17 protein-coding genes and 1 pseudogene are annotated in these 23,710 nt (G+C 40.2%); 5 read left to right on the forward strand and 13 right to left on the reverse strand.

Annotated features, from left to right (window positions below):
- From RHS_RS08435 to hrcA, 5 genes and pseudogenes are all read right to left on the reverse strand, one after another.
- Positions 1–1,243 (reverse strand): annotated as a pseudogene (locus tag RHS_RS08435) (hypothetical protein); the annotation flags it as partial.
- Positions 1,244–1,594: 351 nt separating this feature from the next.
- Positions 1,595–2,767, reverse strand: coding sequence for a molecular chaperone DnaJ (gene dnaJ / locus RHS_RS08440; RefSeq protein WP_027296978.1), 1,173 nt, complete (start codon positions 2,765–2,767; stop codon positions 1,595–1,597).
- A gap of 126 nt (positions 2,768–2,893) precedes the next feature.
- Positions 2,894–4,753: a molecular chaperone DnaK gene (gene dnaK, locus RHS_RS08445; protein WP_027296977.1), complete on the reverse strand. Its 1,860-nt coding sequence runs from the start codon at positions 4,751–4,753 to the stop codon at positions 2,894–2,896.
- 86 nt (positions 4,754–4,839) lie between these two features.
- On the reverse strand, positions 4,840–5,484 hold the full coding sequence (grpE, locus tag RHS_RS08450; protein ID WP_081820514.1) for a nucleotide exchange factor GrpE: 645 nt from the start codon (positions 5,482–5,484) through the stop codon (positions 4,840–4,842).
- Positions 5,485–5,529: 45 nt separating this feature from the next.
- Complete coding sequence (gene hrcA / locus RHS_RS08455; protein ID WP_027296975.1) at positions 5,530–6,561, reverse strand: heat-inducible transcriptional repressor HrcA; 1,032 nt, start codon at positions 6,559–6,561, stop codon at positions 5,530–5,532.
- Positions 6,562–6,866: 305 nt separating this feature from the next.
- Between hrcA and RHS_RS08460 the strand changes: the two genes are divergently transcribed.
- Positions 6,867–7,604 carry a hypothetical protein gene (locus RHS_RS08460; RefSeq protein ID WP_027296974.1) on the forward strand — a complete coding sequence of 246 codons (738 nt, stop codon included), beginning with the start codon at positions 6,867–6,869 and terminating at the stop codon, positions 7,602–7,604.
- A 93-nt stretch (positions 7,605–7,697) separates the two neighbouring features.
- Here the strand turns inward: RHS_RS08460 and RHS_RS08465 are convergent, their stop codons facing one another.
- The 3 genes from RHS_RS08465 to RHS_RS08475 all read right to left on the reverse strand — a co-directional run bounded on the left by RHS_RS08465 (position 7,698) and on the right by RHS_RS08475 (position 13,448).
- Positions 7,698–9,008 carry a CHAP domain-containing protein gene (locus tag RHS_RS08465; protein ID WP_395021825.1) on the reverse strand — a complete coding sequence of 437 codons (1,311 nt, stop codon included), beginning with the start codon at positions 9,006–9,008 and terminating at the stop codon, positions 7,698–7,700.
- A gap of 172 nt (positions 9,009–9,180) precedes the next feature.
- Positions 9,181–10,338 (reverse strand): radical SAM family heme chaperone HemW, encoded by a 1,158-nt coding sequence (hemW, locus tag RHS_RS08470; protein WP_047832940.1) that lies wholly within the window; start codon positions 10,336–10,338, stop codon positions 9,181–9,183.
- Between the two features lie 89 nt (positions 10,339–10,427).
- A complete protein-coding gene (locus RHS_RS08475) occupies positions 10,428–13,448 on the reverse strand; it encodes a CotH kinase family protein (protein ID WP_047832941.1) in 3,021 nt (1,006 codons plus the stop codon).
- A 267-nt stretch (positions 13,449–13,715) separates the two neighbouring features.
- Between RHS_RS08475 and RHS_RS08480 the strand changes: the two genes are divergently transcribed.
- Positions 13,716–14,696 carry an SPFH domain-containing protein gene (locus RHS_RS08480; RefSeq protein ID WP_027296971.1) on the forward strand — a complete coding sequence of 327 codons (981 nt, stop codon included), beginning with the start codon at positions 13,716–13,718 and terminating at the stop codon, positions 14,694–14,696.
- Between the two features lie 33 nt (positions 14,697–14,729).
- Positions 14,730–14,909, forward strand: coding sequence for a hypothetical protein (locus tag RHS_RS08485; RefSeq protein WP_044289791.1), 180 nt, complete (start codon positions 14,730–14,732; stop codon positions 14,907–14,909).
- A gap of 100 nt (positions 14,910–15,009) precedes the next feature.
- On the opposite strand, the gene lepA is transcribed toward RHS_RS08485, so the two are convergent.
- From lepA to gpr, 3 genes are all read right to left on the reverse strand, one after another.
- Positions 15,010–16,824: a translation elongation factor 4 gene (lepA, locus tag RHS_RS08490; RefSeq protein ID WP_047832942.1), complete on the reverse strand. Its 1,815-nt coding sequence runs from the start codon at positions 16,822–16,824 to the stop codon at positions 15,010–15,012.
- 178 nt (positions 16,825–17,002) lie between these two features.
- Positions 17,003–18,304: a stage II sporulation protein P gene (locus RHS_RS08495; protein ID WP_047832943.1), complete on the reverse strand. Its 1,302-nt coding sequence runs from the start codon at positions 18,302–18,304 to the stop codon at positions 17,003–17,005.
- A 43-nt stretch (positions 18,305–18,347) separates the two neighbouring features.
- The gene (gene gpr / locus RHS_RS08500; RefSeq protein ID WP_027296968.1) at positions 18,348–19,301 is read right to left on the reverse strand and encodes a GPR endopeptidase; all 954 of its coding nucleotides are present in this window, start codon (positions 19,299–19,301) and stop codon (positions 18,348–18,350) included.
- Positions 19,302–19,531: 230 nt separating this feature from the next.
- Between gpr and rpsT the strand changes: the two genes are divergently transcribed.
- Complete coding sequence (gene rpsT / locus RHS_RS08505; RefSeq protein ID WP_027296967.1) at positions 19,532–19,795, forward strand: 30S ribosomal protein S20; 264 nt, start codon at positions 19,532–19,534, stop codon at positions 19,793–19,795.
- Positions 19,796–20,039: 244 nt separating this feature from the next.
- Here the strand turns inward: rpsT and holA are convergent, their stop codons facing one another.
- Positions 20,040–21,017, reverse strand: coding sequence for a DNA polymerase III subunit delta (gene holA, locus RHS_RS08510; protein WP_047832944.1), 978 nt, complete (start codon positions 21,015–21,017; stop codon positions 20,040–20,042).
- A 154-nt stretch (positions 21,018–21,171) separates the two neighbouring features.
- The gene (locus tag RHS_RS08515) at positions 21,172–22,530 is read right to left on the reverse strand and encodes an MFS transporter (RefSeq protein ID WP_047832945.1); all 1,359 of its coding nucleotides are present in this window, start codon (positions 22,528–22,530) and stop codon (positions 21,172–21,174) included.
- A gap of 202 nt (positions 22,531–22,732) precedes the next feature.
- Between RHS_RS08515 and RHS_RS08520 the strand changes: the two genes are divergently transcribed.
- Positions 22,733–23,707 carry an AraC family transcriptional regulator gene (locus tag RHS_RS08520; RefSeq protein ID WP_047832946.1) on the forward strand — a complete coding sequence of 325 codons (975 nt, stop codon included), beginning with the start codon at positions 22,733–22,735 and terminating at the stop codon, positions 23,705–23,707.
- The last annotated feature ends 3 nt before the right edge of the window (positions 23,708–23,710 follow it).

Below are 23,710 nucleotides of genomic sequence, written 5' to 3' on the forward strand. Positions count from 1 at the left end.
TTATCAGTATATTTATAATACCTGTCAGAAAAGCTATGTTCTTAACATATGATCCATTTACATTTGCCACAGCTATCTCACTTGCAAATGCTGTATCAGTAGCTTTCTTACGAACTTCATACGAACCTGCTGCTAAACCTGTAGCTTTACCAGCCGTCATACCAGCCCAAGCACCACCCGTAATATGATACTCGTATACTGCACTTCCCGGGTTTGTTACTGTCAAAGTACCATCCTTCTTATCTTTAGCTGACGCATTTGTCGCTGTTACATTCGGTGCATCATCTTTTTTAGGAATTTTAAATTCTTTCCCGTCAGCTTCAGTTTTCAGTTTAATCCAAACAGATTTATTCAACATTTCATCCGTAATCTTCATACCCTGACCATCTGCCACACAATTTTTCCAGCTTACTTTATTATCAACACTGTACTCCATATCTGATGTAACATTCGTCAGCGTCTCATTGGCATAATCAATTTTAATATTATCAACTGCCGATGCTTTATGCGATCCATTCGTATCAGTCGTTTCTGATTCACCCGGTGTCGTCTTATTGCTGTCTGTCTGACCCGTTGTTTCAGTTGCTTTCTGGCTCTCTGTAGTAGGTGCTTCCGTATCCGGTACTTTGCTATCTTCTGTAGCCTTCGTATCCGTTACCGGCTCAGTTTCCGGGGACTTCTTTTCTGTTGATTCAGTAGGCTCTGTAGCAGCCTCTGTTCCCTTCGCTGTTTCTGTCTCAGAACTTGCAGTTGTTTTTTCAGTAGCCTTTTCGGTAGCCTTTTCGGTAGCTTTTTCTGTTGCTTTTTCTGTAGTCTTCTCAGATTCTGTCTTTGCCGGAGGTGCTGCAAATGCATTGTCATCATTCGCGTTTACGGTTCCGGAAAAACTAACGTCATTTACTGTAATAGATGTTGTCTGGCCCTTGGCATTTGCAGGAAGCTTTAAATAAAGGACTCCTTTATCATCCGTCTTCAAATCTTTGTAATCATATGTATAATCTTTTCCATTTTGTTTAACAGATAATGATTTTACACTTGTTGCCGCTGTGATACCAGGTAATGTAAGTTTTACTTTGTAAAGCGTTGATGTACTGCTTGTAGTTTTTTCTGTTGTTGCTTCGGTAGTAACTGTAGTCTGTGGCGTATTCTCTGTACCCGCTGCTGTAACCGGTAATCCCGTTCCAGCTATCATACTTATTGATAAGCAGATCGCCAACAGTTTATTTACGATCTTTCTCTTCATAACGACACCTTCTCTCCTTTATATTTTATTTTTCGATGACATTCGTCATAAAGCCTGAAAACAAATTGATGCAGCCGAATTATATCTATGAATCATATCTATATTGCCGGCCGGCTCATGATTTTAGAATTAGAGTCTTAACAAGTATCTGTCTGCATACCTATCCCTCATCACAATTGTTTCTATATTCTTATAATACCCGTTAGAATCCTGTTTGTCAACAATTCCCAGACATTATAGGAAAAATTAAGAAAAGGCTTCCCATAATTATAAAAAATTAAGAAAAGAGGGTCTGCATAGTCTGACAAAACATATTAATGTCTCAACAGACCACGCAGTACCCTCCTGCTATTAATCTTCAAAAGTTTCTTTTAATTTATCCATAAAGCCCTTTTTCTTCGGCTTTTCCGCACCCGCATTCTTCTGGTTTAAGGAATTTCCGGTTGCTGCATCAAAGCTGCGAAGCGCTTCTTTTGCATCTTCATTCAGCTTGGTTGGTACCTGTACCACCAAGGTTACATAGTGGTCTCCGCGAACAGATTTATTGCGCAGTGAAGGCACGCCTTTTCCTTTTAAACGCACTTTGGTATCTGTCTGGGTACCTGGTTTTACATCATACAGAATATCACCGTCTACGGTACTGATCCGTACTTCACCACCCAGAGCTGCCTGTGCAAAAGAGATCGGTGCTGTTGAGAAAATATTCATATCCTGTCTCTGGAAAATAGGATGTCTTGCAACTCTTACTTCCACCAGAAGGTCTCCTCTTGGACCGCCGTTTGTGCCAGGCTCACCTTTATCACGAATACGGATGCTCTGACCGTCATCAATACCTGCCGGTACACTGACAGCAATTTTCTTTCTGCTGGATGTATAGCCGCTTCCATGACAATCGGTACATTTTTCTTTTACTATCTTACCTGTTCCGCTACAGTCCGGACAGGTCTGCACATTACGAACTGTGCCAAATAAGGACTGCTGTGTAAATACAACCTGGCCTTTACCACCGCATTTCGGACAAGTCTCAGGACTTGTTCCCGGTTTTGCACCGGTTCCGTGGCAGGTTTTACACTCATCCTTTAAATTTAAATCCAATTCCTTCTCGCAGCCAAACACAGCCTCTTCGAAGGTTATACGTACACTGGCGCGAAGATTGGCCCCTTTCATAGGACCGCTGTTCGCACTTCTTCTTCCGCCGCCAAATAAATCGCCAAAGATATCTCCGAAAATATCTCCCATATCGGCGCCATTGAAATCAAATCCACCGAAGCCGCCAGCTCCGCCGCCTCCCTGGTCAAAAGCTGCATGACCAAACTGGTCGTACTGCCTCTTTTTATCAGCATCACTCAGAACTGCATATGCTTCTGAAGCCTCTTTAAATTTCTTTTCCGCCTCTTTATCTCCGGGATTCATGTCAGGATGATACTTTTTGGCTAACTGTCTGTATGCTTTTTTAATCGTAGCATCATCAGCGCCTCTGTCTACGCCGAGGACCTCGTAATAATCACGTTTGCTCTCTGCCATTTTGTTCACCTTTCCTAATACAGATTCTGCCTGATGTAGCCATCAAACAGTTTCCCTGTTAATTCCATTCATATCAATGACTTCAGCAGCCAGATGCTGCTGAAGTCATTGTTTCAAGTATCTATTCTACACTTCTTTGTAATCGCCGTCAACTACATCATCTGCCTGGTAAGCTTCGCCGCCTTCCGGAGCCGGGCCTGCACCTTCTGCTCCTGCCGCTCCCTGAGCCTGCTCATATACTTTTGCAAATAATTTCTGAGCGCTTTCCATTAATTTTTCTTTTCCAGCCTTGATTTCAGCAACCTGAGCTTCAGTCATTTCTTCCGGATTGGATTTTTCAATTAATTCTTTTAATGCTGCAAGATCAGCTTCCACAGCGGTCTTGTCATTAGCATCAATCTTATCGCCTACTTCTTCTAATGCTTTTTCTGTCTGGAATACCATAGAATCTGCATCATTGCGGGCATCAATTGCTTCTTTACGTTTTTTGTCCTGTGCTTCGTATTCAGCAGCTTCTTTTACTGCCTTATCGATTTCATTGTCAGACATATTGGAACCGGAAGTAATTGTAATATGCTGTTCTTTGCCTGTTCCAAGATCTTTTGCAGATACATTAACAATACCGTTTGCATCAATATCGAAAGTAACTTCGATCTGAGGAACACCTCTTCTTGCTGGTGGGATTCCGTCCAGTCTGAACTGTCCAAGAGATTTGTTATCTTTGGCAAACTGTCTTTCACCCTGTACTACATGGATATCAACTGCTGTCTGGTTATCTGCTGCAGTTGAGAAGATCTGGCTCTTCTTTGTAGGAATTGTTGTATTTCTCTCGATCAATCTGGTAGCAACGCCGCCCATTGTTTCGATAGAAAGTGACAATGGTGTAACATCCAATAATAAGATATCGCCTGCGCCTGCATCGCCTGCTAATTTACCACCCTGTACGGATGCACCTAATGCAACACATTCATCCGGGTTTAAAGTTTTGCTTGGCTCTTTACCTGTCAGGGATTTTACTTTGTCCTGTACAGCCGGGATACGTGTTGATCCACCAACCAATAATACTTTAGATATTTCGCTTGCTGTTAATCCTGCGTCTTTTAACGCTGTTGTAACAGGTGTAGCTGTTCTTTCTACTAAATCATGTGTCAGCTCATCAAATTTAGCTCTTGTCAGGTTCATATCAAAATGTTTTGGACCTTCTGCTGTAGCTGTGATGAATGGCAGGTTGATATTTGTTGTAGTTGCGCTGGAAAGTTCTTTCTTAGCTTTTTCAGCTGCTTCTTTTAATCTCTGAAGAGCCATCTTGTCGTTAGATAAGTCCACACCTTCATTTTTCTTGAATTCTGCTAACATATAATCTGTGATCTTCTGGTCGAAGTCATCTCCACCAAGTCTGTTATCACCTGCAGTAGATAATACTTCGATAACACCTTCACCGATTTCAATAACGGATACGTCGAATGTACCGCCACCTAAGTCATATACCATGATTTTCTGTTCTTTTTCGTTGTCAAGACCATAAGCCAGAGCTGCTGCTGTTGGCTCGTTGATAATACGTTTTACATCTAATCCTGCAATTTTACCTGCATCTTTTGTTGCCTGACGCTGAGCATCATTGAAGTAAGCAGGAACGGTAACAACTGCTTCCGTAACTTTTTCACCAAGGTATGCTTCCGCATCTGCTTTCATTTTCTGAAGGATCATAGCAGAAATTTCCTGTGGTGAATATTTTTTATCATCAATAGCTACTCTGTAATCTGTACCAATATGCCTTTTAATAGAAGAAATTGTTTTGTCTGCGTTTGTTACTGCCTGACGTTTAGCAGGTTCACCTACCAGTCTTTCTCCTGTTTTTGTGAATGCCACTACGGATGGTGTAGTTCTGGCACCTTCTGTATTGGCGATAACTACTGGTTTACCACCTTCCATAACTGCTACACAGCTATTTGTTGTTCCTAAGTCGATACCGATAATTTTTCCCATTGTTGTTTCCTCCTAATTTAATATATTATGATTTGAGATTGTTATTTACTATTTAAAAGAGGTGACTGTTACATCACACAATTTGCTTAATTTGCCACCTTAACCATGCTGTGTCTTACTACATTTTCACGGTAGGTGTAACCTTTTTGGAATTCCTCGGCAACTATATTATCACCAAGTTCTTCATCTTCAATATGCATTACCGCATTGTGGAAATTCGGATCAAATTCCTGTCCCACAGCCTCAATTGCCTTTACTTCTAATTCTTCTAAAGTTCCTATAAGCTGTTTGTAGATTTTTTCCATTCCTTCAGCAAAAGGATCATCTTTTTTATCTTCCGGAACTGCTGCCAATCCTCGTTCGAAATTATCTACAACCGGAAGCATTTTTTCAATTACACTTTTTGCTCCCACTTCAAACATTGCGCTCTTTTCTTTTTCCGTTCTCTTACGGAAGTTATCAAATTCTGCCATCTGGCGTTTCAGCCTGTCTGTCAGTTCTTCAATTTGAACGTCTTTCTTATCTTTCTTGTCTTTTTTCTTGCCAAAGAAACCTTTTTTTACTTCTTTGCCGTCTCCTGATTCTTTTTCAGCTTCTTCTTTTTCTGTATCTTCGTCAGCTTCTTCACTTTCAGGAGTTTCGTTTAAAGTTTCTGCGGCTTCCTCTTCCGCATTTTCTTCTACTGCTTCCTCTGTGGCCTCATCTACCTTGTCTTCCACAGATTCTTCCATTTCTTTTTTTAAATTTTCGTCTGCCAATTTTGTTACCGCCTTTCCCTAGCTTTTATCAAATAATTCATCCAGCTGCACCATTAATGTTTTCAATGTATTCACAACCTTCTCGTAATCCATTCGCTTTGGGCCGATAATACCTATCGTACCCTGCATTCCTTCACCTAATTCATAGGTAGCTGTTACTACACTGCAGTCTTTCATATTCTTCACCGGTGTTTCATCACCGATATAGACTTGTATGCCATTGTGCTCCCCCTCGGACATGGTTTCATGTACAAGGCTTACCAGCTGCTGCTTCTCTTCCAATGCACTGATCAGCTCGCTGGCCCTTTCACTGTCGCTAAGCTCCGGATATTTAAAAATATTAGTTGCGCCGCTGGTATAAATCTCCAGATCGTCGTCATCCAGTCTTATTGCTTCTGCTACAGCGTCCAGAACACTGTTTACTACCTGGCTGTGAATGCCTGCCTGTTCTTTTAATTTCGCAATCATCCCAAGATTGATCTGTTCTATAGTCAATCCGTTTAAGCTTGTGTTTAGTAAAATATTCAGCTTCAGGATGGTCTCATTATCCAGGCAGTGTTCTATATGAAGCATCTTATTCTTGACTACATTACCTTCTGTCACAACTACGGCCAGTATCTGGTCTTCGCTTACCATAGACAGTTGAATGAACTTAAGCTTCGTCCGGTGATACTGAGGTGCCGTTATCATGGTAGCATAGTTGGTATTTAACGCCAGAACCTTTGCCACCTGTTTTAACACCAGATCCATCTTATCCTGCTTCTGAATCATCAGTTCTTTCATTTCGGTAACTTCCCGCTCTTTTTCCTCCATCATCCGGTCAACATATAATCGGTAACCTTTATCAGAAGGAATCCTGCCAGCTGAAGTGTGTGGTTGAATGATATACCCCAATTCCTCCAGATCTGACATTTCATTGCGAATTGTTGCGGAACTCAGATTCAAATCAGCATACTTAGATATCGTTCTGGATCCTACCGGTTCTCCGGTTTCCAGATACGTTTTTATAATGGCATGAAGAATTTTCGTCTTTCTTTCATCTAGCTGCATCCTTAAATCCTCCTTCCTTTTTAGTTGTTGTTAGCACTCGTCTGAGTGGAGTGCTAACATCTATGTACATAAAATAGCACTCTGCCTTTTTTTTGTCAATAGTATTTATACTTTTTTTAGAAATTATTTTAATTTTTATATTTAACAAAGTATATCATGGATTTAAAAAAGCTTGAACTATTTGACATTTATAGGTAAAATAGTATAGTGAATTTTATCGTTCATGCAATTTCAAACTGCTTTGGTACTAAATACAACAGGATAAGACTAGGAAAGGATACTGCCCACCCGGCAGCATGAATATTATGAAAAAAGGAAATACGCTGATTGTGATCTTTGCATCATTATCAATAGCAGCTTTACTGGCGCTGTCCGCCATTCTGATGCTCTATATGATGGAAGATACAAACCCACTCAAGAAATACCTCCCTTTTTATGAAAATGCCCAAAATGGAGGAAATAATGCCTTTAAAAGTGAAAATGAACAAATGTCTGCTGATCATTTATCCAACCAGGCAAACGGCAATTCTGCAGCAGATGCGGATTCTTCTTTCGTTCTGGTAGGGGATTCCCGAACTGTCGCTATGAAAGAGGCCATGAAATCTGATTCTTCAGATTCTACTGTATATATTGCAAAAGAGGGCGAAGGATATGAATGGTTCAAGCAGACAGGCCTGACGGAGTTAAAAGGTGTCCTGGCTGAATCACCTGACGAGACAGTCGTCTTCAATCTGGGCGTCAATGATGTAGAAAATATCAGTCTTTATCTGACACTATTTAAGGAATTGATTCAGAGCTATCCCGATGCATCTTTCTATTTTATGTCTGTGAATCCTGTAAATGAAGAAAAGTGCAAGGGAATCACAAATGCTGAAATCCAAAATTTTAATGGATCTCTTCAGGAGATATTCAGTAACCGATACCTGGACTGCTACAATTATCTCATAAAGAATGGATTCGATACAGTGGACGGTCTTCATTATACTCAGGATACTTCAAAAGCCATCCATCAATATCTGACTGATCAAATATTCCACTCATAATAAAATGCCTTAGCAAAGACTATCTCGTCTCTGCTAAGGCATTCTTTTTCACTGGACTCTGTCCTAAAACTGGTACAGGCTTTCCAACTCATCCTATATTAAATATATGTATCCTAAAATTCTTCTTCCAGCACCCCACTCATACATATTTCCATAGTGGAAAGATATATTCGAAGCAGTTGGTTTTACACTAGTCATGCTGTATCCGGATTCGGAAACGTATGGCACACCATTGATAATCGCCTCAACCATTGCAATATGTGCATCTCCTGAAGAGTTGTAATCAAAGATTACTAATGAACCAACCTTTGGAGTAGAACCATATGCATAGACCTTGTCTTTCTTATTTGCGTTCCAGATACCTACCGGATCCGGTCCGAAGATAGACATATTTGGAGACTTTCCTGCCTGCAGCATAACTTCTCTTGCTCTTCCGCATGCATACCAGGTACAATTGCCTCTGTTATAGCCGCCGCTGGTCTTCTTACCCGTTGGTGCCAGATAATCAAAGTTGAAGTAAATATTATAGAGTCCTGAATAGTAACTTCCATTATTCAGATCCGGCGGAACCGTTCGCTGAACAAAATTAGCTGTCGATCCACTGGAATTTCCTCCTGAATTACTGCCTCCTGAAGAACCTCCGTTTGAACCGTTATCCGGATTGGAAGGTGTATTGCTTTTTACGGTCAGGGTTCTTTTTACCAATGTTTTGGATTTCCCTGATTTATCCTTTGCAGTTACAATATACTTATAGGTACCTGCCGGGAGTGTATTAAATGACATCGCACTGTCAATTTCAAAACCTATTTTAAAAGTCTTGGTATTTGGCTTCACTGATCTGGAGAACTTGGTTGCCCCGCCTGCATCAGTAACCTTCGCCGTTACATTCGTAATCTTATAATTGGATTTTACCGTTCCGCCTACCGTATAGAGCCCACCTGCATTTATTGCAAAATCGGAACTTGGTACCGGACTTGTAATCTTTAGGTTCGAAGTTTTAGTGACAACATTGAATGTTCTTTTCACCAAAGTTCTTGATTTCCCAGACGCATCTTTCGCCGTAACCTTGTATAAATACTTACCTTTTTTTAATCTGTCAAACTGTAAAGCATAATCAGCCGGTGAATATGCCAGATTGTATTTCTTCGTATTCGGATAAATATTACTCTTATAATACGATTTCTTACCAGAAGAATTGTATATTCCTGCGGTTATCCTTTTGATCTTATAATTTGATGAGATCCTTCCCTTTAGTGAAAAGCTGGTTCCTAACTTATGAGATACCGGATAACTATGTCCGCTAATCTTTAGTCTGGAGGCTGCCGCTGCTTCCGGCTTCATTGGTATAATCATGCCAACTACTAGACAACACATCAAAATTAAAACTTTAACCTTTTTGTTCATATAAATTCCCTTGTTTTCTTCATACTCCATTTCAAAGTTACGAGCTAATTATACACAATATATTACGACTTTTCAACCACTATTTAACATTTCTTTAAAATTTAATTAATTTCCTTCAGAAATTTGGTTATATTTTGCAGTTAAAAAACCGGATTTATTACACTTTTTATAGCTATAGCAAAAACTGCGCCAGTGTATAATTGCTTAAATCAAATCCTTTTTCTGTTAAGAAGACTCTTTCATCCTCAGTCTGCACCAGCCCTTCATTTTTCAAGCCAAGCACTGTCTTTCCATAGACAGCAGAAAATGGAGTATGGAAAGCCGTTTCGAATTCTACTGTTGAAATTCCCCCTTTCATACGCAGCCCCAGGAACATAGTTTCTTCCATTTGTTCCTGTAACGACAGCACCTCCCTTTCTTCTTTCTTGAAAATTCCCTGGTTGTACTGTGCTAAATCTACTGTATTGCGTAAACGCACATTGTCTATGAGCGATGAGGCACCTAAGCCAAATCCCAGATAATCCTGCCTCAGCCAGTAAGCCTGATTATGCCTGCATTCGTATCCCGGTTTTGCATAATTAGAAATTTCATACTGTTCCAGTCCATATTCCCCAGTCAGGCGCCGTGTCTCATAGTACATCCCGCGATCCTCTTCTTCCGAAGGAAGTATGTGACAGTCTTCACCCATATCCCGAAGTTTTGCATCATCGGCATACTTCTCATAGAACGGTGTTCCCTCTTCTATGATCAGGCTGTAAGCGGAGATATGCTCTACCTTCAGCCGCAATATCTTTAACAGGCTTTCTTTCCAGGAATCTGCTGTCTGCCCCGGGAGAGCTGACATTAAATCCACATTAATATTAGAAAATCCTGCTTCTCTTGCCAGGTGAAAGCCTTTTAGAAAATCATCATATGTGTGAATTCTTCCAAGAAGCTTTAACTCCTTGTCGTGAACAGACTGAAGCCCCAGACTGAGACGGTTAATGCCCTGTCTCCGGTAAGTGTAAAGCTTATCTTTCGTAAGCGTTCCAGGATTTGCTTCTGTCGTAATCTCTGCATCCTCGTCCATATTGAATTTATTCTGAATTGCCTCCAGAATCCTGCCGGTCTCCTCTTCCTTTAGCACGGACGGCGTACCTCCTCCAATAAATATAGAAGTAACGTGCCATCTTTTCACGTCTTCAAACTGTTGGATTTCAGATATCAGGGATTCTGCATATTTTTTTCTTGCCTCCTCTTCAGAAGTAAAAGACAGGAAATCACAATATGCGCATTTACGAATACAAAATGGTATATGAATGTAGATGCCTAAATTTTTCGTCTGTTCCATTTTATTCATCCTCTCCGGAACAGCAATGTTGACGGGTGAACCGGCAGCACTGCTGTTCCTTATTTGGCTGTTCTTTATTTGGCTGTTCTTTATTTTACTTTAATTGAATTTATTTTTGATATGGTTCCATCGCTTGTTCTGGTATGGTAAGCGCGGACTTTATAATAATATACTTTCTTAGATTTTATTTTCTTAGTATCTTTATAACTTGTTTTTGCAGTTACTGCAACCTTTTTATATTTTCCTTTCTCTTTATCTGAACGGTAAACCACATATTTTTTCGCTCCGGAAATCTTATCCCAGGATATTTTGACCTGTTTCTTTTTCACGGATTTCAGCTTTATATTGGGGACAGTAAGCGCTTTTGTTTTCAGCTTTGTAACCGCTGAATATTTGCCGGAGTTTTTATTAACCGCCTGAACCTTATAATAGTATGTTTTTTTCGGAACTACTTTTGTATCTTTGTAGCTGGTCTTCTTCGTTTCAGCCTGCAGTTCATATTTCCCATTTTTCTTCACTGCACGGTAAACTTTATAGGAAACAGCATTAGCTGCCTTTTTCCATGTCAGCTTCAGGCTGGATGCCTTAATAGATGCTGCTTTTAGCTGAACCGGTTTTGCCACTGCCGGCTCCGGCTTTGGCGCTGGTTCCGGTTTGGGTTCCGGTTTCGGTTCTGGTTTCGGTTCTGGTTTCGGTTCTGGTTTCGGTTCCGGTTTCGGCTCTGGTTTGGGCTCCGGTTTCGGTTCCGGATCGGGTTCAGGCTGTACTTGCATCTTTTGGAATTCAGCCAATAATTTCCGGTCTGCTGATGCCGTAAAATTATAAGCTGCCTCTGAAGATACTTTATTTTCGTCACTTACTTTATCTTCATACCATCCTCGAAACTCATAGCCTTCATCTGCAGCTGCCATTACCGCAACTGTACTTCCCTCCTGAACTTCAATTCCAGAAAGTTCCCCTTCTTCTGATTCGATATAAGCCCTGCCGCCTTCTGATGCCGTTACCGAGATCTGATAGCTGGGAATCACGGGTTGGGATTCCTTCGTAAAGGACTGATATTGATAGTATGTCTGGTTATTCCTATCTTTTCCACAATAAACAGCAATATTCTCTGCATTGCCGCCAATCTTCACAAAGGTATCATCAAAGCTGACCGTAACCTTGCCGTCTTTTACCTTCCCGACACCTGCATAAATTCCATTTACGGTCAGTGCTATTTCCGTGATCTCCTTTGGCACTGTAACTGTCGCTGTATTTATGTTATTTTGGGATACGTCTAATTCTCCTGTTATGCCGTCGTCCAGTCTGTTTGTATTCCAGGAATCCATCAGAGATTCTACGGTAGCGAACTGATTATCCAGCCAGAAAATTCTTGTTGTCAGAAAATTTTTCAGTTCATTAACTTGATAATCAAATCCCCCATACGGAAACCCTCCACTTCCATTCCATCTCTCTGTATTTGCCTGGGCTGCAGGGCCTAAATAACTTCTGTTTGTCTCTATGATGCCATTCGTACTGATCAGATCCCGGAGATAAGTCCCGCGTATTTCCTGATACAGTTCTCTTGCTTTTATGGCAAAGTAAGGATCCTGTATCATATATTTATACCATTGATATTTCTGCTTATCATCATTAAAATGAAGGGTTTGCCACTCTAATGGAAAATTTGTTGCACTGATATCTGATGCTGATGACCAGTCCATATCCCAGATTGGTCCCATGCTGAAAATACCATTAATGTCTTTATACATGTACGTGCTTTTCTTCATTGCATCCTCGTTCATAAATAATTCATTTACCATCCAGAATTTCACAAGGGAATCCATATCAAATAACTGCGGGTAGCTTACTTGATTCTGGCTCCAGCTACTCGAAAAGTCATAGGACTGTATCGCCCTTTCAAAAGCATTTAAATAATCACTGGCATACTGCATTAACTCTCTATTAGAATAAACATATTCTGGACTTTTGAACTTTATCAGATGCCCCAATGATGTATTGAAAGACGATTTTTCATCGTTATAAGAATCTAATTCTATTAAAAAACCACCTGACAGTTTTGGTATCTTAATTTTGTTGTAATTATCCAGATTGTAATTTTGTCCATTAAAATAAACTTGATGAGTAGTCGCCCATGTCATATCCTTAAGCATTGTATTTTCTAAATCCCCAACAAGATTTTCATCAAAATCCGACGTCTTGTCTTCTGCTATAATACCGGCAAAGTCCTCGGAAGCCTTCTCCCAATCATAAATATCCACACGGTTTCCATCCGATTTATAATCCACACGGATCTGCTCACAAAACTGATAGATTCCGTCATATCTGCCATTCATGATCAATACCACATCCGTCGACTGCATATAGGGCATACCCAGGAATCCGGACAATTCATATGCCAGTTTATTGCGCATCAGGGCACCATCCAGGTGATTAGCAAGAAGAACCCAGTGTTTGTTCTTACCAAATCCAAACATATCTGTCTTTTTATCCAGCTTGATTTTATATGGTTTTTTATCATATCCCATCGTACTGTTGCCGCGGTATCTTATTTCGATATTACCATTATAAACAGTTGCATCCTGATTCATATATTCTTCATTCCGCTTTGTGGTCAGGGTTCCCGCAACGTAATCCTCTTTGTTTTGGATCTCCGCCTCTGTAGTTACATACATAACCGGAAGCTGGCTGCAATATAAACTGCAGGAATAACTATTTTTTCCACCCTCCGTATAGACCGTCACTTCAATAAAAGATTCCAGATCTTCTTCCGATGGAATGTAGGAGTTTGTGTCATTATCGATTGCATTACCATTCACGGACCACTTATATTGGTAGTCCCCGGCTAAAGAATCCCCATACAGCTCCACTTCCAGCGCCATACCCGGCTTCGCATATTCTGTTGTAAATTCTGCATAAACTGCAGCATTCTCAGCCTTAGCTGTCAATACAGGGACCATCATCCCCAGCAGACAAACCCCCGCTGCCATAAATATGTAAACATAAACGGCGGCAGCAAACTTCCCCAATAAATACTTCCTTAATAAATACGTTTCTTCTAAACGTCTTCTTTCTAAATTCCCTCTTTCTAAATACCTTCTCTCTCCCATCTCTTTTTCTCCTCTCACATTATTTTTTTCTCATTGCTTACCCCTTTTCCCCTGCATATCCAACACTCAATTTCTGCTTGGAGTATAACATTTTTCCCTATATTTTACAACGGAATCCGGCTCTATATCAGGGAAGTATAACAATGCATAAAATATAAACCAATATTTCTAAAATTCATTTAAAATGTCTTGACTTTCAAACTATTTAGAGTTATCATAGTGATATCAATTTAATATCATTTTAATCATCTGAAGGAGGATGGGATTATGGAGATCAACAAACAGAAGATAACAGAAGAGAAAAATTTAAAAGCGGCAAACGGCATGGGGATGTTATTTCTGTGCATTATCGGTCTTTTAGGAAGTGTTGCCCTATTCATTGCAGGCATGTCAGTATTTGAAGGTGCTTTACAAGGAATTTTAGCTGTATTGTCAATTATCATTTTCATTGCTGCATGTATTGGATTCGGAGGTTTGAAAGTCATTAATCCAAATGAAGCTCTGGTTCTTGCCCTTTTTGGTAACTACTACGGAACCTTAAAAAACGATGGATTTTTCTGGGTGAACCCATTTTGCTCCGCAATTAACCCAACTGTCAAAAAGTATGTAAGCGCCTCAGCCGGAAACGGTGCAGCCGTTAACATTGGAGGCGAAGGAAGCAAAAAAATATCTCTTAAGACATTGACTTTAAACAATGAAAAGCAAAAGGTGAATGACGAACTTGGTAATCCGATCGAAATCGGAACTGTAGTAATCTGGAAAGTAGAAAATGCCACAAAAGCTGTATTAAATGTAGAAAACTACAAAAAATACCTTTCTATCCAGTGTGACGCGATCACACGAAATGCAGCCAGAAGATATCCTTATGATACCAGTGAAGGCGGGGATGAAAGATCACTTCGCGGCAGCAGCCAGGAAGTCGCTGATATTATGAAAGGCGAGCTGCAGGAAAAAGTAGAGGATGCGGGAATCAGCATTATTGAAGTTCGTATTACCCATCTCTCCTACGCTCCTGAGATCGCATCTGCAATGCTTCAGAGGCAGCAGGCAGCCGCTATTATCGATGCCCGTCAGAAAATCGTAGAAGGTGCTGTCAGCATGGTGGAAATGGCTTTACAGAAATTAAGCGAAAACGAGATCGTGGAATTAGACGAAGAAAGAAAAGCTGCTATGGTAAGCAATCTTCTGGTTGTACTCTGCGGTAACAAAGATGCCCAGCCCATTGTAAACAGCGGCTCACTTTATTAACACAAATACCATTATTTCTATAAAAAAGGGAGGATGGCAGCGTTGGAGAATAAACCAAAAGATAAAAGTAAAAAACAGGTTCCCTTAAGGCTGTCTGCCAGCCTCTGGAATGACCTGGCCCAATGGGCGGAAGATGACTTCCGCTCCATTAATGGGCAAATCGAGTATTTATTGACAGAATGTGTAAAACATCACAAAAACAAGGATTCCTGAGCCGGAATCCTTGTTTTATTTCAAATATAACATTCATTTTAAAAATTTTAATACTCAGCGAACTAACCTGAGAAGTTCTGTATATGACTGAACAAAAATTTTACTTATCATCCAGCTTCAGTACGCTCATAAAAGCTTTCTGCGGAATCTCAACATTACCAATCTGCCTCATACGTTTCTTACCTTCCTTCTGTTTCTCAAGAAGTTTTCTCTTACGGCTGATATCTCCGCCGTAACATTTTGCAAGAACGTCTTTACGCATAGCTTTTACAGTCTCCCGGGCAATGATCTTACTTCCGATTGCTGCCTGAATCGGGATTTCAAATAACTGCCTTGGAATCTCTTCTTTCAGCTTTTCACACATTTTACGCCCTCTTTCGTAAGCGGTTGCCGCATGTACGATAAAAGACAGAGCATCTACATCTTCCCGGTTAACCAGGATGTCCAGTTTCACCAGTTCCGAACGCTCATAGCCTTTCATTTCATAGTCAAATGAAGCATAGCCTCTGGAACGGGACTTCAGCGCATCGAAAAAGTCGTAGATGATTTCATTTAATGGCAGTTCATATTTTAATAATGCCCTGGTCTCTTCCATATATTCCATCCCTAAGTATACACCTCTGCGTTCCTGGCAGAGTTCCATAATCGAACCGATGAATTCCGTTGTTACCATGATCTCGGCGCTTACTACCGGTTCTTCCATATATTCGATTTCGGAAGGATCAGGAAGGTTTGACGGGTTGGTGAGTTCAATCACATCGCCATTCGTTTTATATACCTTATAGATAACACCCGGCGCCGTTGTTACCAGATCCAGGTTGTATTCCCGTTCTAAACGTTCCTGAATGATTTCCAGGTGTAATAGTCCCAAAAATCCACAGCGGAAACCAAAACCGAGAGCTATGGATGTCTCCGCTTCAAACTGCAGGGAAGCGTCATTTAACTGTAATTTCTCTAATGCATCCCGCAAATCGGGATATTTTGCTCCATCCGCAGGATACATACCGCAATATACCATAGGATTTACTTTTTTATAACCCGGAAGCGGTGCTGCACAGGGATTCTGCGCGTTGGTGATGGTATCTCCCACACGGGTGTCTTTTACATTTTTCAAGCTGGCTGTAATATAGCCAACCATTCCGGCACTTAATTCTTCACATGGTATGAATTGCCCCGCACCGAAATAACCGACCTCTACTACTTCCGCAGTTGCCTTTGTAGCCATCATAAGCATCTGGGTACCACGTTTTACCGAGCCTTCCTTGATTCTGCAAAATACGATAACTCCTTTGTAAGAATCGTAGATAGAATCAAATATCAATGCCTGCAATGATGCTTCAGGATCACCCTTAGGCGCTGGTATTTTATTTACGATCTGCTCTAAGACCTCCTCCACATTCAGCCCTGTCTTGGCTGATATCCGGGGTGCATCCTGGGCTTCAATCCCAATTACATCCTCTATCTCATTGATTACACGTTCCGGATCGGCACTTGGAAGGTCGATTTTATTGATAACCGGCATGACATCCAGGTCGTGATCCATTGCCAGATATACATTGGCAAGTGTCTGTGCCTCTATTCCCTGTGCGGCATCTACAACTAAGATTGCCCCGTCACAGGCAGCCAGGCTCCTGGAAACCTCATAGTTAAAATCCACATGCCCCGGCGTATCAATCAGGTTGAAAACATACTCTTCCCCGTCTTTCGCCTTGTAGACGGTTCTTATAGCCTGTGCTTTAATGGTAATGCCCCGTTCTCTTTCTAAATCCATATTATCCAATACCTGAGCCTGCATTTCACGGCTGGTTAACAGACCCGTTTTCTCTATAATACGGTCTGCCAATGTTGATTTACCATGGTCAATATGAGCGATAATACAAAAATTCCTTATTTTGCTCTGATCTATCCCTGCCACGTCTGTTCCTCCTCAGTGGGTCGAATCGCTATCCGTCGACTTTATTTCTGCGGGCAACGAGCCTGGCGGACATGCTCGCATGTCCATCCGGCGACTGCCGCGAGGGTCAAATACTCCGCAACTTGCGGCGGAGTATTTGACTTTCCAAGACAGTGTATCACATTTATTCCCCTCTTGTCTACTCCCCACTGAGCACCTGATGTAAAATATCTGCAAGCGGCAGCATGGCATTGCGCTCTTCCTCTACTGTGCTTAACTGGGTACCGGATTCCACAAGCAGGGTCTTGGGACGCAGATGCATGTTAAACCGGTATGCCATCAGATAATTACTTCTTGTAAAATCAGGATAATACTCCATGGCCTTTAATTTCATCTGAAATGCAAATGCCAGATTATCCGGAATATACGGATTGGGCAGATAGGTGATATCTCCATTCTGGGTTGTTCTGCTAAGTCCGTTGATAAACATGATCTGGGCAGTTTGCTTTCCGTCAATCTCGGTTACCATTTTCTTACCGTCCACTCCATCTCTATGTAAATCAATTACCACTTCGATCGACGGGTTATCCGCCAATACCTGAGATACTTCTTCAAAAGCCAGATCATATGCTTTATTCCGGTCCAGTTCTCCATCTATCAAATCATAAACCCCTGTATTATGGATAACATTATATCCATATTTATTCCGCAGGATATTGGACAGATACTCTCCAATTCCTACAATTGTGGTACTCACATCCCCCGGTATACTGTCTGCGAAAGCTTCCTGGGAATGGGTATGGTAGATTAAAATCTGTGGCTTGGAATTATCCTGTTCCAGAGTCATTTTTTCATTGATCAGATTATTTACATCCAAATGCTCCCTGTCAATCGTCGTCGTCATATCAATCGCATAGAAATTGTTTAGAACATAGTCATAATCCAGAAGTTTATCCATAGGAATCTCTGCGACGGGTGCACGCTTTATTACACCTGCATCTGCGGCAACGCTGTCGGATCCATCCTGGTTGGATTCTCCTGTCTGGCTTTGCGTCTCTCCCTGTGCACTTGCCACCTCAGACTCCATGCTGGCATTTGTTTCATTGGTATCCTCCGGTATTTCTTCTTTGGGCCTTGGCACCATATTGTCCTCTGCCGCAGCTTCCGCAGCCAGAATCATTTCGTATTCGCTTTTACTTTCAATATTCTGCTCGTATCCTTCCTGCATGTTAACATATTCATACAAAGGAAAACTTTCACTAAACAAATCAGACAACCAATGCTCCCCATTGCTTGTCTGATTTGCCGAGTAGGAAAGTCCTGGCATAAAAGTGCCCACTGACATTTCCTCAATTCCTTTGTAGATATTGGAAACTACGGATGACTTCTCAAACCATCCGTTTTCCGATGCAATCCCGATTCCTCTATATATAATGTAACCCCCCAAAACAAAAAACAGCAGCCACAATATGATTCGTATCCATTTCTCCGCATGCTTCATATTCTCACCCCATATTCTTAAATATATGAGGTGAAACTAATTTTTATGCCAACTGCAATGCAATATTTAATGCTTCTGATATGGTATATCCGATTCGTTTCACTGTTTCGTCAATATCCTTTGGTGTTACAAACATGGTATTGAGGTGGGGTGAAATCAGCTCACTGATCATCTGATGCTTCTCCATCTGATTCATTGTTCCCAGTACGCCTCCCAAATCCTGCATCTGGGGAGTGGCATCCATGGTCGCAACCAGGTTTTCCATGGTGTCATTTACAATTGTGGCCGCATCCACAACTGTTGGGACTCCAATTGCAATTACGGGAATGCCAAGAGATTCTTCGTTAATACCGCTGCGATGGTTCCCCACTCCGGAACCCGGATTAATTCCCGTATTCGTTAACTGAATTGTTCGGCTGAGCCTTTTGGTGCTCCTGGCAGCCAGGGCATCAACTACAATGGCAAGATCCGGTTTGGTTTCATCCACAACACCCCGGATAATTTCTAATGTCTCCATACCGGTCTGCGCCATAACGCCCGGAACAAGACCGCTGACCTGATTTGCTTTCTCCATATCCATAGAAGCTTTACCATATTCTTTTATTACATGGCGGGTAATTTTCACATTGTTTACAACATTAGGGCCTATTGCATCGGGTGTTACTTCCCGGTTTCCAAGGCCTACGATCAGGACAGACTTTTCCTCTTCTCCCATCAGCTCTTTTAAATGTTTGGCAAGTTCTTTGCTGATCTCCCGATGATAATCCTCATCCGGCACTGACATATTAGGCGCTTCCAGCGTAATATACGTACCTACCGGTTTACCCATGGATTTTGCACCATTTTCTGTCTCAATTACCACTGTAGTCGTTTTGATCTCCAGTTTCTCGTCTTCCTCCTCCTCAATCCTGACACCTCTGATTTTGACGTCATCCTCTTCAAAACTCTCTTTTGCCTCTAACGCAAGGTCTGTTCGGATATTAAATTTACCCAGCATATGTTCCTCCTTCTATAGGGTGCGCTGTTATAATAGAAAAAAATCCATCGACAGACACACCGTCTCTTGTTTTTACTATTTTTTACATAATTTTGCGAATTATGTATTGACAAGTAAGATATCTTAGACTAGAATATATGAGTATGTTTACATTAGATCGTCCGTGTCCGGCTTTAATGTAACAATAGAAAATAATCATTTCAAATTAAAATATTTTGGAGGTGTACGGATTGGCTAACATTAAATCTGCAAAAAAAAGAATTTTAGTAAACAGGACAAAGGCTGAGCGCAACAAAGCAATCAAGTCTGGCGTTAAAACAGCTATTAAAAAAGTAGATGCTGCTGTTGTAGCACAGGATAAAGAAGCTGCTAAAGCTGCTTTATTATCAGCTACTGCTATCATTGATAAAGCTACTTCAAAGGGTGTTTATCATAAGAATACTTCTGCTAGAAAAGTTTCTCGTTTAGCAAAAGCAGTTAACAGTATCGCATAATTTTATACATGTTATAAGAACCTTCGGCACCGTCAACCGAAGGTTCTTTTTTTATTCTTTTTTCTTTTCACTTTACAGCCAAGTATCACCGCATATGTCATAATTTATACGCTGTGTGGCATGATCATGTCTGAAAATGATTATGTTCTTGATTTTCAAACACGTTCAAACACTACTTCAATCTACAAAGCGTCCCCCTTACTCAGCAAAACCCCAATTTAAACTAAACTAGTGCACAGCAGTTCTAATGGCTGTATTTCACAATCAGCAGTTCTACACTCATAACATCATTCATCTGCCCTGTCTTAACCGCCTCTTCCGCCTCCACACAATCATTTACTGCCTCTTTCAGCCGATCCAGTGTAAAGGATTCAGCCTGCCGCACATAATTTCTGGCAATAAAACTCTGAAGCCCTATCTTAGGTGCTAATGCCTGGGTATCAAATCCCTGATTTCGCAGTTCTTTCACCTGCATCAGCAAATTAAACTGTCTTGTAATCAGAAATAATATTCTCATAGGCGGCTCTTTTAAAGCCAACAGGTCATAATATAAATCCAGAGCCTTTTTCTGTCTCTTTTCCGCAATGGCATTAATCATGTCAAATATCTTGTTAACCGTCCTTGTAGTACATATCGTCTCAACATCCTCTGCCGTAATCACATCACGCCCCATGGTATAACAGACCAGCTTTTCCAGTTCCCTTTGAATATTCTCCATGTCTGTCCCGGTTTTCTCCATAAACAAATGCATGGTAGCCTCTGTAATATTTCTATGCTCTTTTTTCAGTGCACCAAGGATCCATCTGGTCAATGTCTTCTCGTCCTGTCTTCCAAGCTCTACTACTCTTCCTGCACTCTTAACAGCCTTATAGACCTTTCCCCGCTTATCAACCTCATTTTCCACAAATACCATACAGGTAGACTCCGGAATCTGAGGAATATACTCCGCCATCTGAACATTTGCATTTTTAAAGAAACCGCTGTTTTCAATTAATATAAACCGCTTGTCTGCAAAAAAAGGCATGGTCTCAGCCTGATCTATCACTGACCGCACATCAATGCTCTTTCCTTCATAAGAAGTAACATTCATCGTATCCCCTTCCGGTATCAGGGCATCCTTCAGTTTATTCTTATAGAGATTCTTTAAGTATGACTCTTCACCAAAGAGAAGGTAAGCCTTCTTAAATTCTCCTTTATTTAAATCTTCCAGTAAACTTTTCATAGATATGTAACCATCCTAACTTTCATCATTTTCTTATTATAAAAGAAATGAAGATAGAATTCAACTATTCTTTCTGTTCTGACAACAGGGAATGTCTTTCCCTTACAGCTCATAGATTGCTTCCCGAATATAAATCTCATGATCTGAATAGTCACTACAATTCTGTTTCTCTTCTCCTTAAAAGCTCCGCACGGCACGTATCCATCGTTGCATCATCTAATTTATATTTTTTCAATAATACGATACAAATCAGTAATGGAATAACCGGAAACGCAAATCGCATAATATTGATTCCCATTAGTGTTGCTGCTGACTGTGTTTCCGCCTGTGGCACATAGCCGATACATGATAAGAATAACCCGGCAAATCCACTGGCGATTGCCATACCCAGTTTTGTTACAAAAGAATTCAACGAGAAAATGACACCATCAATTCTCACATTCGTCTTCCATTCTGTATAATCACCGGCATCTGCAATCATGCTTGTCAATGTTACAGTTGGTATACTGATTACAATACCGTAAACAACCAATAAAATCATTAAAATAATTAAATTTTTTCCTAATAACAGCATTAAGACGCTTGCTACAACACCAATAATAATACTAGCAACTGTTGCTTTCATTCTGCCAAAATGTTTTGCAAATCCAACTGCGAAGAACATACCTACAACCGTTGCTCCCATCGATACGAACATCAATACTGAAATTAGATTCGGTTTTCCCAGATAATACGTCAAATAATATACATTTACAGAACTGATGATGTATGTTGTTAAGTAAGTGCAGAAACTTGCTACGAGCAATAATTGTACATGCTTATTAGCCTTCAGTATTTGAAACATTTCTTTGATTGAAGTCTTTTCCTTTGAAATATTTGTCGTTTCTTTATTTGTTGCAAATGTAATCCAAGCAAATATAATTCCTATTATCCCAAAAATTAAAGCAAGTCTTGAATATCCTAATCTTGTATTTGCAAGTTCAACACCACCACCAAGTTTTGCCACTAACGGATAGGTAAATGTACCTACCAGCAGATAAGCGATAAATGTAAATGTTCTCTGTGATGTTATCAATTTGTTTCGTTCGTTTGGATCATTCGAAATAGCAGGAATCATTCCCCATAAAGGAACATCATATGCCGTGAATGCCATCCCTGCCAATGTATATGTAACAGTGGCCCATACAATCTTCCCAGTCATACTGTCAAATGACGGGGTTGTAAATGTAAGCCAATAAAAAATGCACATAAAAACTGGAACAATCAACAGATAAGGTCTATAACGACCCAATTTCGTATTGGTCCGATCAACGATTGTTCCCATCATCGGATCATTTACTGCATCCCAAACTCGTGTCAACATCAATATCGTTCCGGCAACGCCTGCTGAAATTCCAAACACATCCGTGAAGAACACAAGTAGAAATGTTGAAATCAATCCTCCTGCCAAATCTTTTCCCAAACTGCCCATACCATAAGTTAAAACCTGATACTTTTTTATCTTATTGTTCATTGTCTTTTCCTTCCTTAATATAACTTATTTACTTTTACCTTTTTCTTTATTTCAATGGGTGTGAGATAAATTTTCCAAGGTCTAGTATTCTTTATTTCTTTACTTTATGAGCTTTTTGGATTACTATAACTATAACATGTTCCCAAAATATAATTATCGAAAATGCTTCATTTTATATAACATTTGTGCTATGGAGGATATTATGTACGATTATTCATCTTTAGAATCTCATCAAACACAGACTGTCTATCGCTGTGCCAAAGATTTTTATACCGCATCAAACACAGCAGAAGATTCCGGCACGCTGTATTTAGAAGACTTCTGTAGTGCCGATTTTGCTATTTCCGGTTCATTTCATGTTCATCCACCTTTTTTATGTAGCCAGAATGCACGGACAAATTTATTTTACCCTGAATTCTTTGCCATTTTTGACATGGATGAAAACTATTACACCAAAAGAAAAAATGTAAATTCATACGAAATCTGCTACACGTTAGATGGCGAAGGATTTCTCGAATATAAAAACAGAAAATACATATTAAAAAAGGGGGAGGGATTTTTTATAGACTGTACTCTTCCACATCATTACAAAACACATGGGAAAATCTGGAAAACTACTGTATTTCATTTTAACGGACCACAGGCAAATAACTTCTTTGAACACTTTATACAGAACGATAATGTGAAGTTTTCATCTGTCTCCTGTCCAAACTTTGAATTGTATCAGTCAAATATTTTAAAATCTATAAATAAAATTGTACCCTACGCTGAATATCAGACCTCCTGTCTTTTTACACTTTTGCTCACGGATCTTTTGAATTCAGATCTGTCTTTTATGGAACAGAAAAAGGTGCAGTCTGATATTATGAAAAATATTGTAGAATATATTAAAGAAAACTATGACGAAAATATTCAATTTGAACAGCTTAGTTCTGATTTTGGTTTCAGTCGATCGCATTTTTCCAGAGAATTCAAAAGATATATGGGATTTTCACCAAAAGAATATCTGCTGCAATATAGAATTCATCAGGCAAAAATTCTATTAAACGGAACGAATCTGGCAATCAGTGAAATCGGTTATCGTGTTGGTTTTCATGACGAATCACATTTTATTCAGATTTTCAAACAAAAAGAGGGGATAACCCCTCTTAAATTCAGAAATAACTATTTGATATAAAAA

It is taken from the genome of Robinsoniella sp. RHS, from assembly GCF_001029355.1.
Classification (GTDB): domain Bacteria; phylum Bacillota; class Clostridia; order Lachnospirales; family Lachnospiraceae; genus Robinsoniella; species Robinsoniella peoriensis.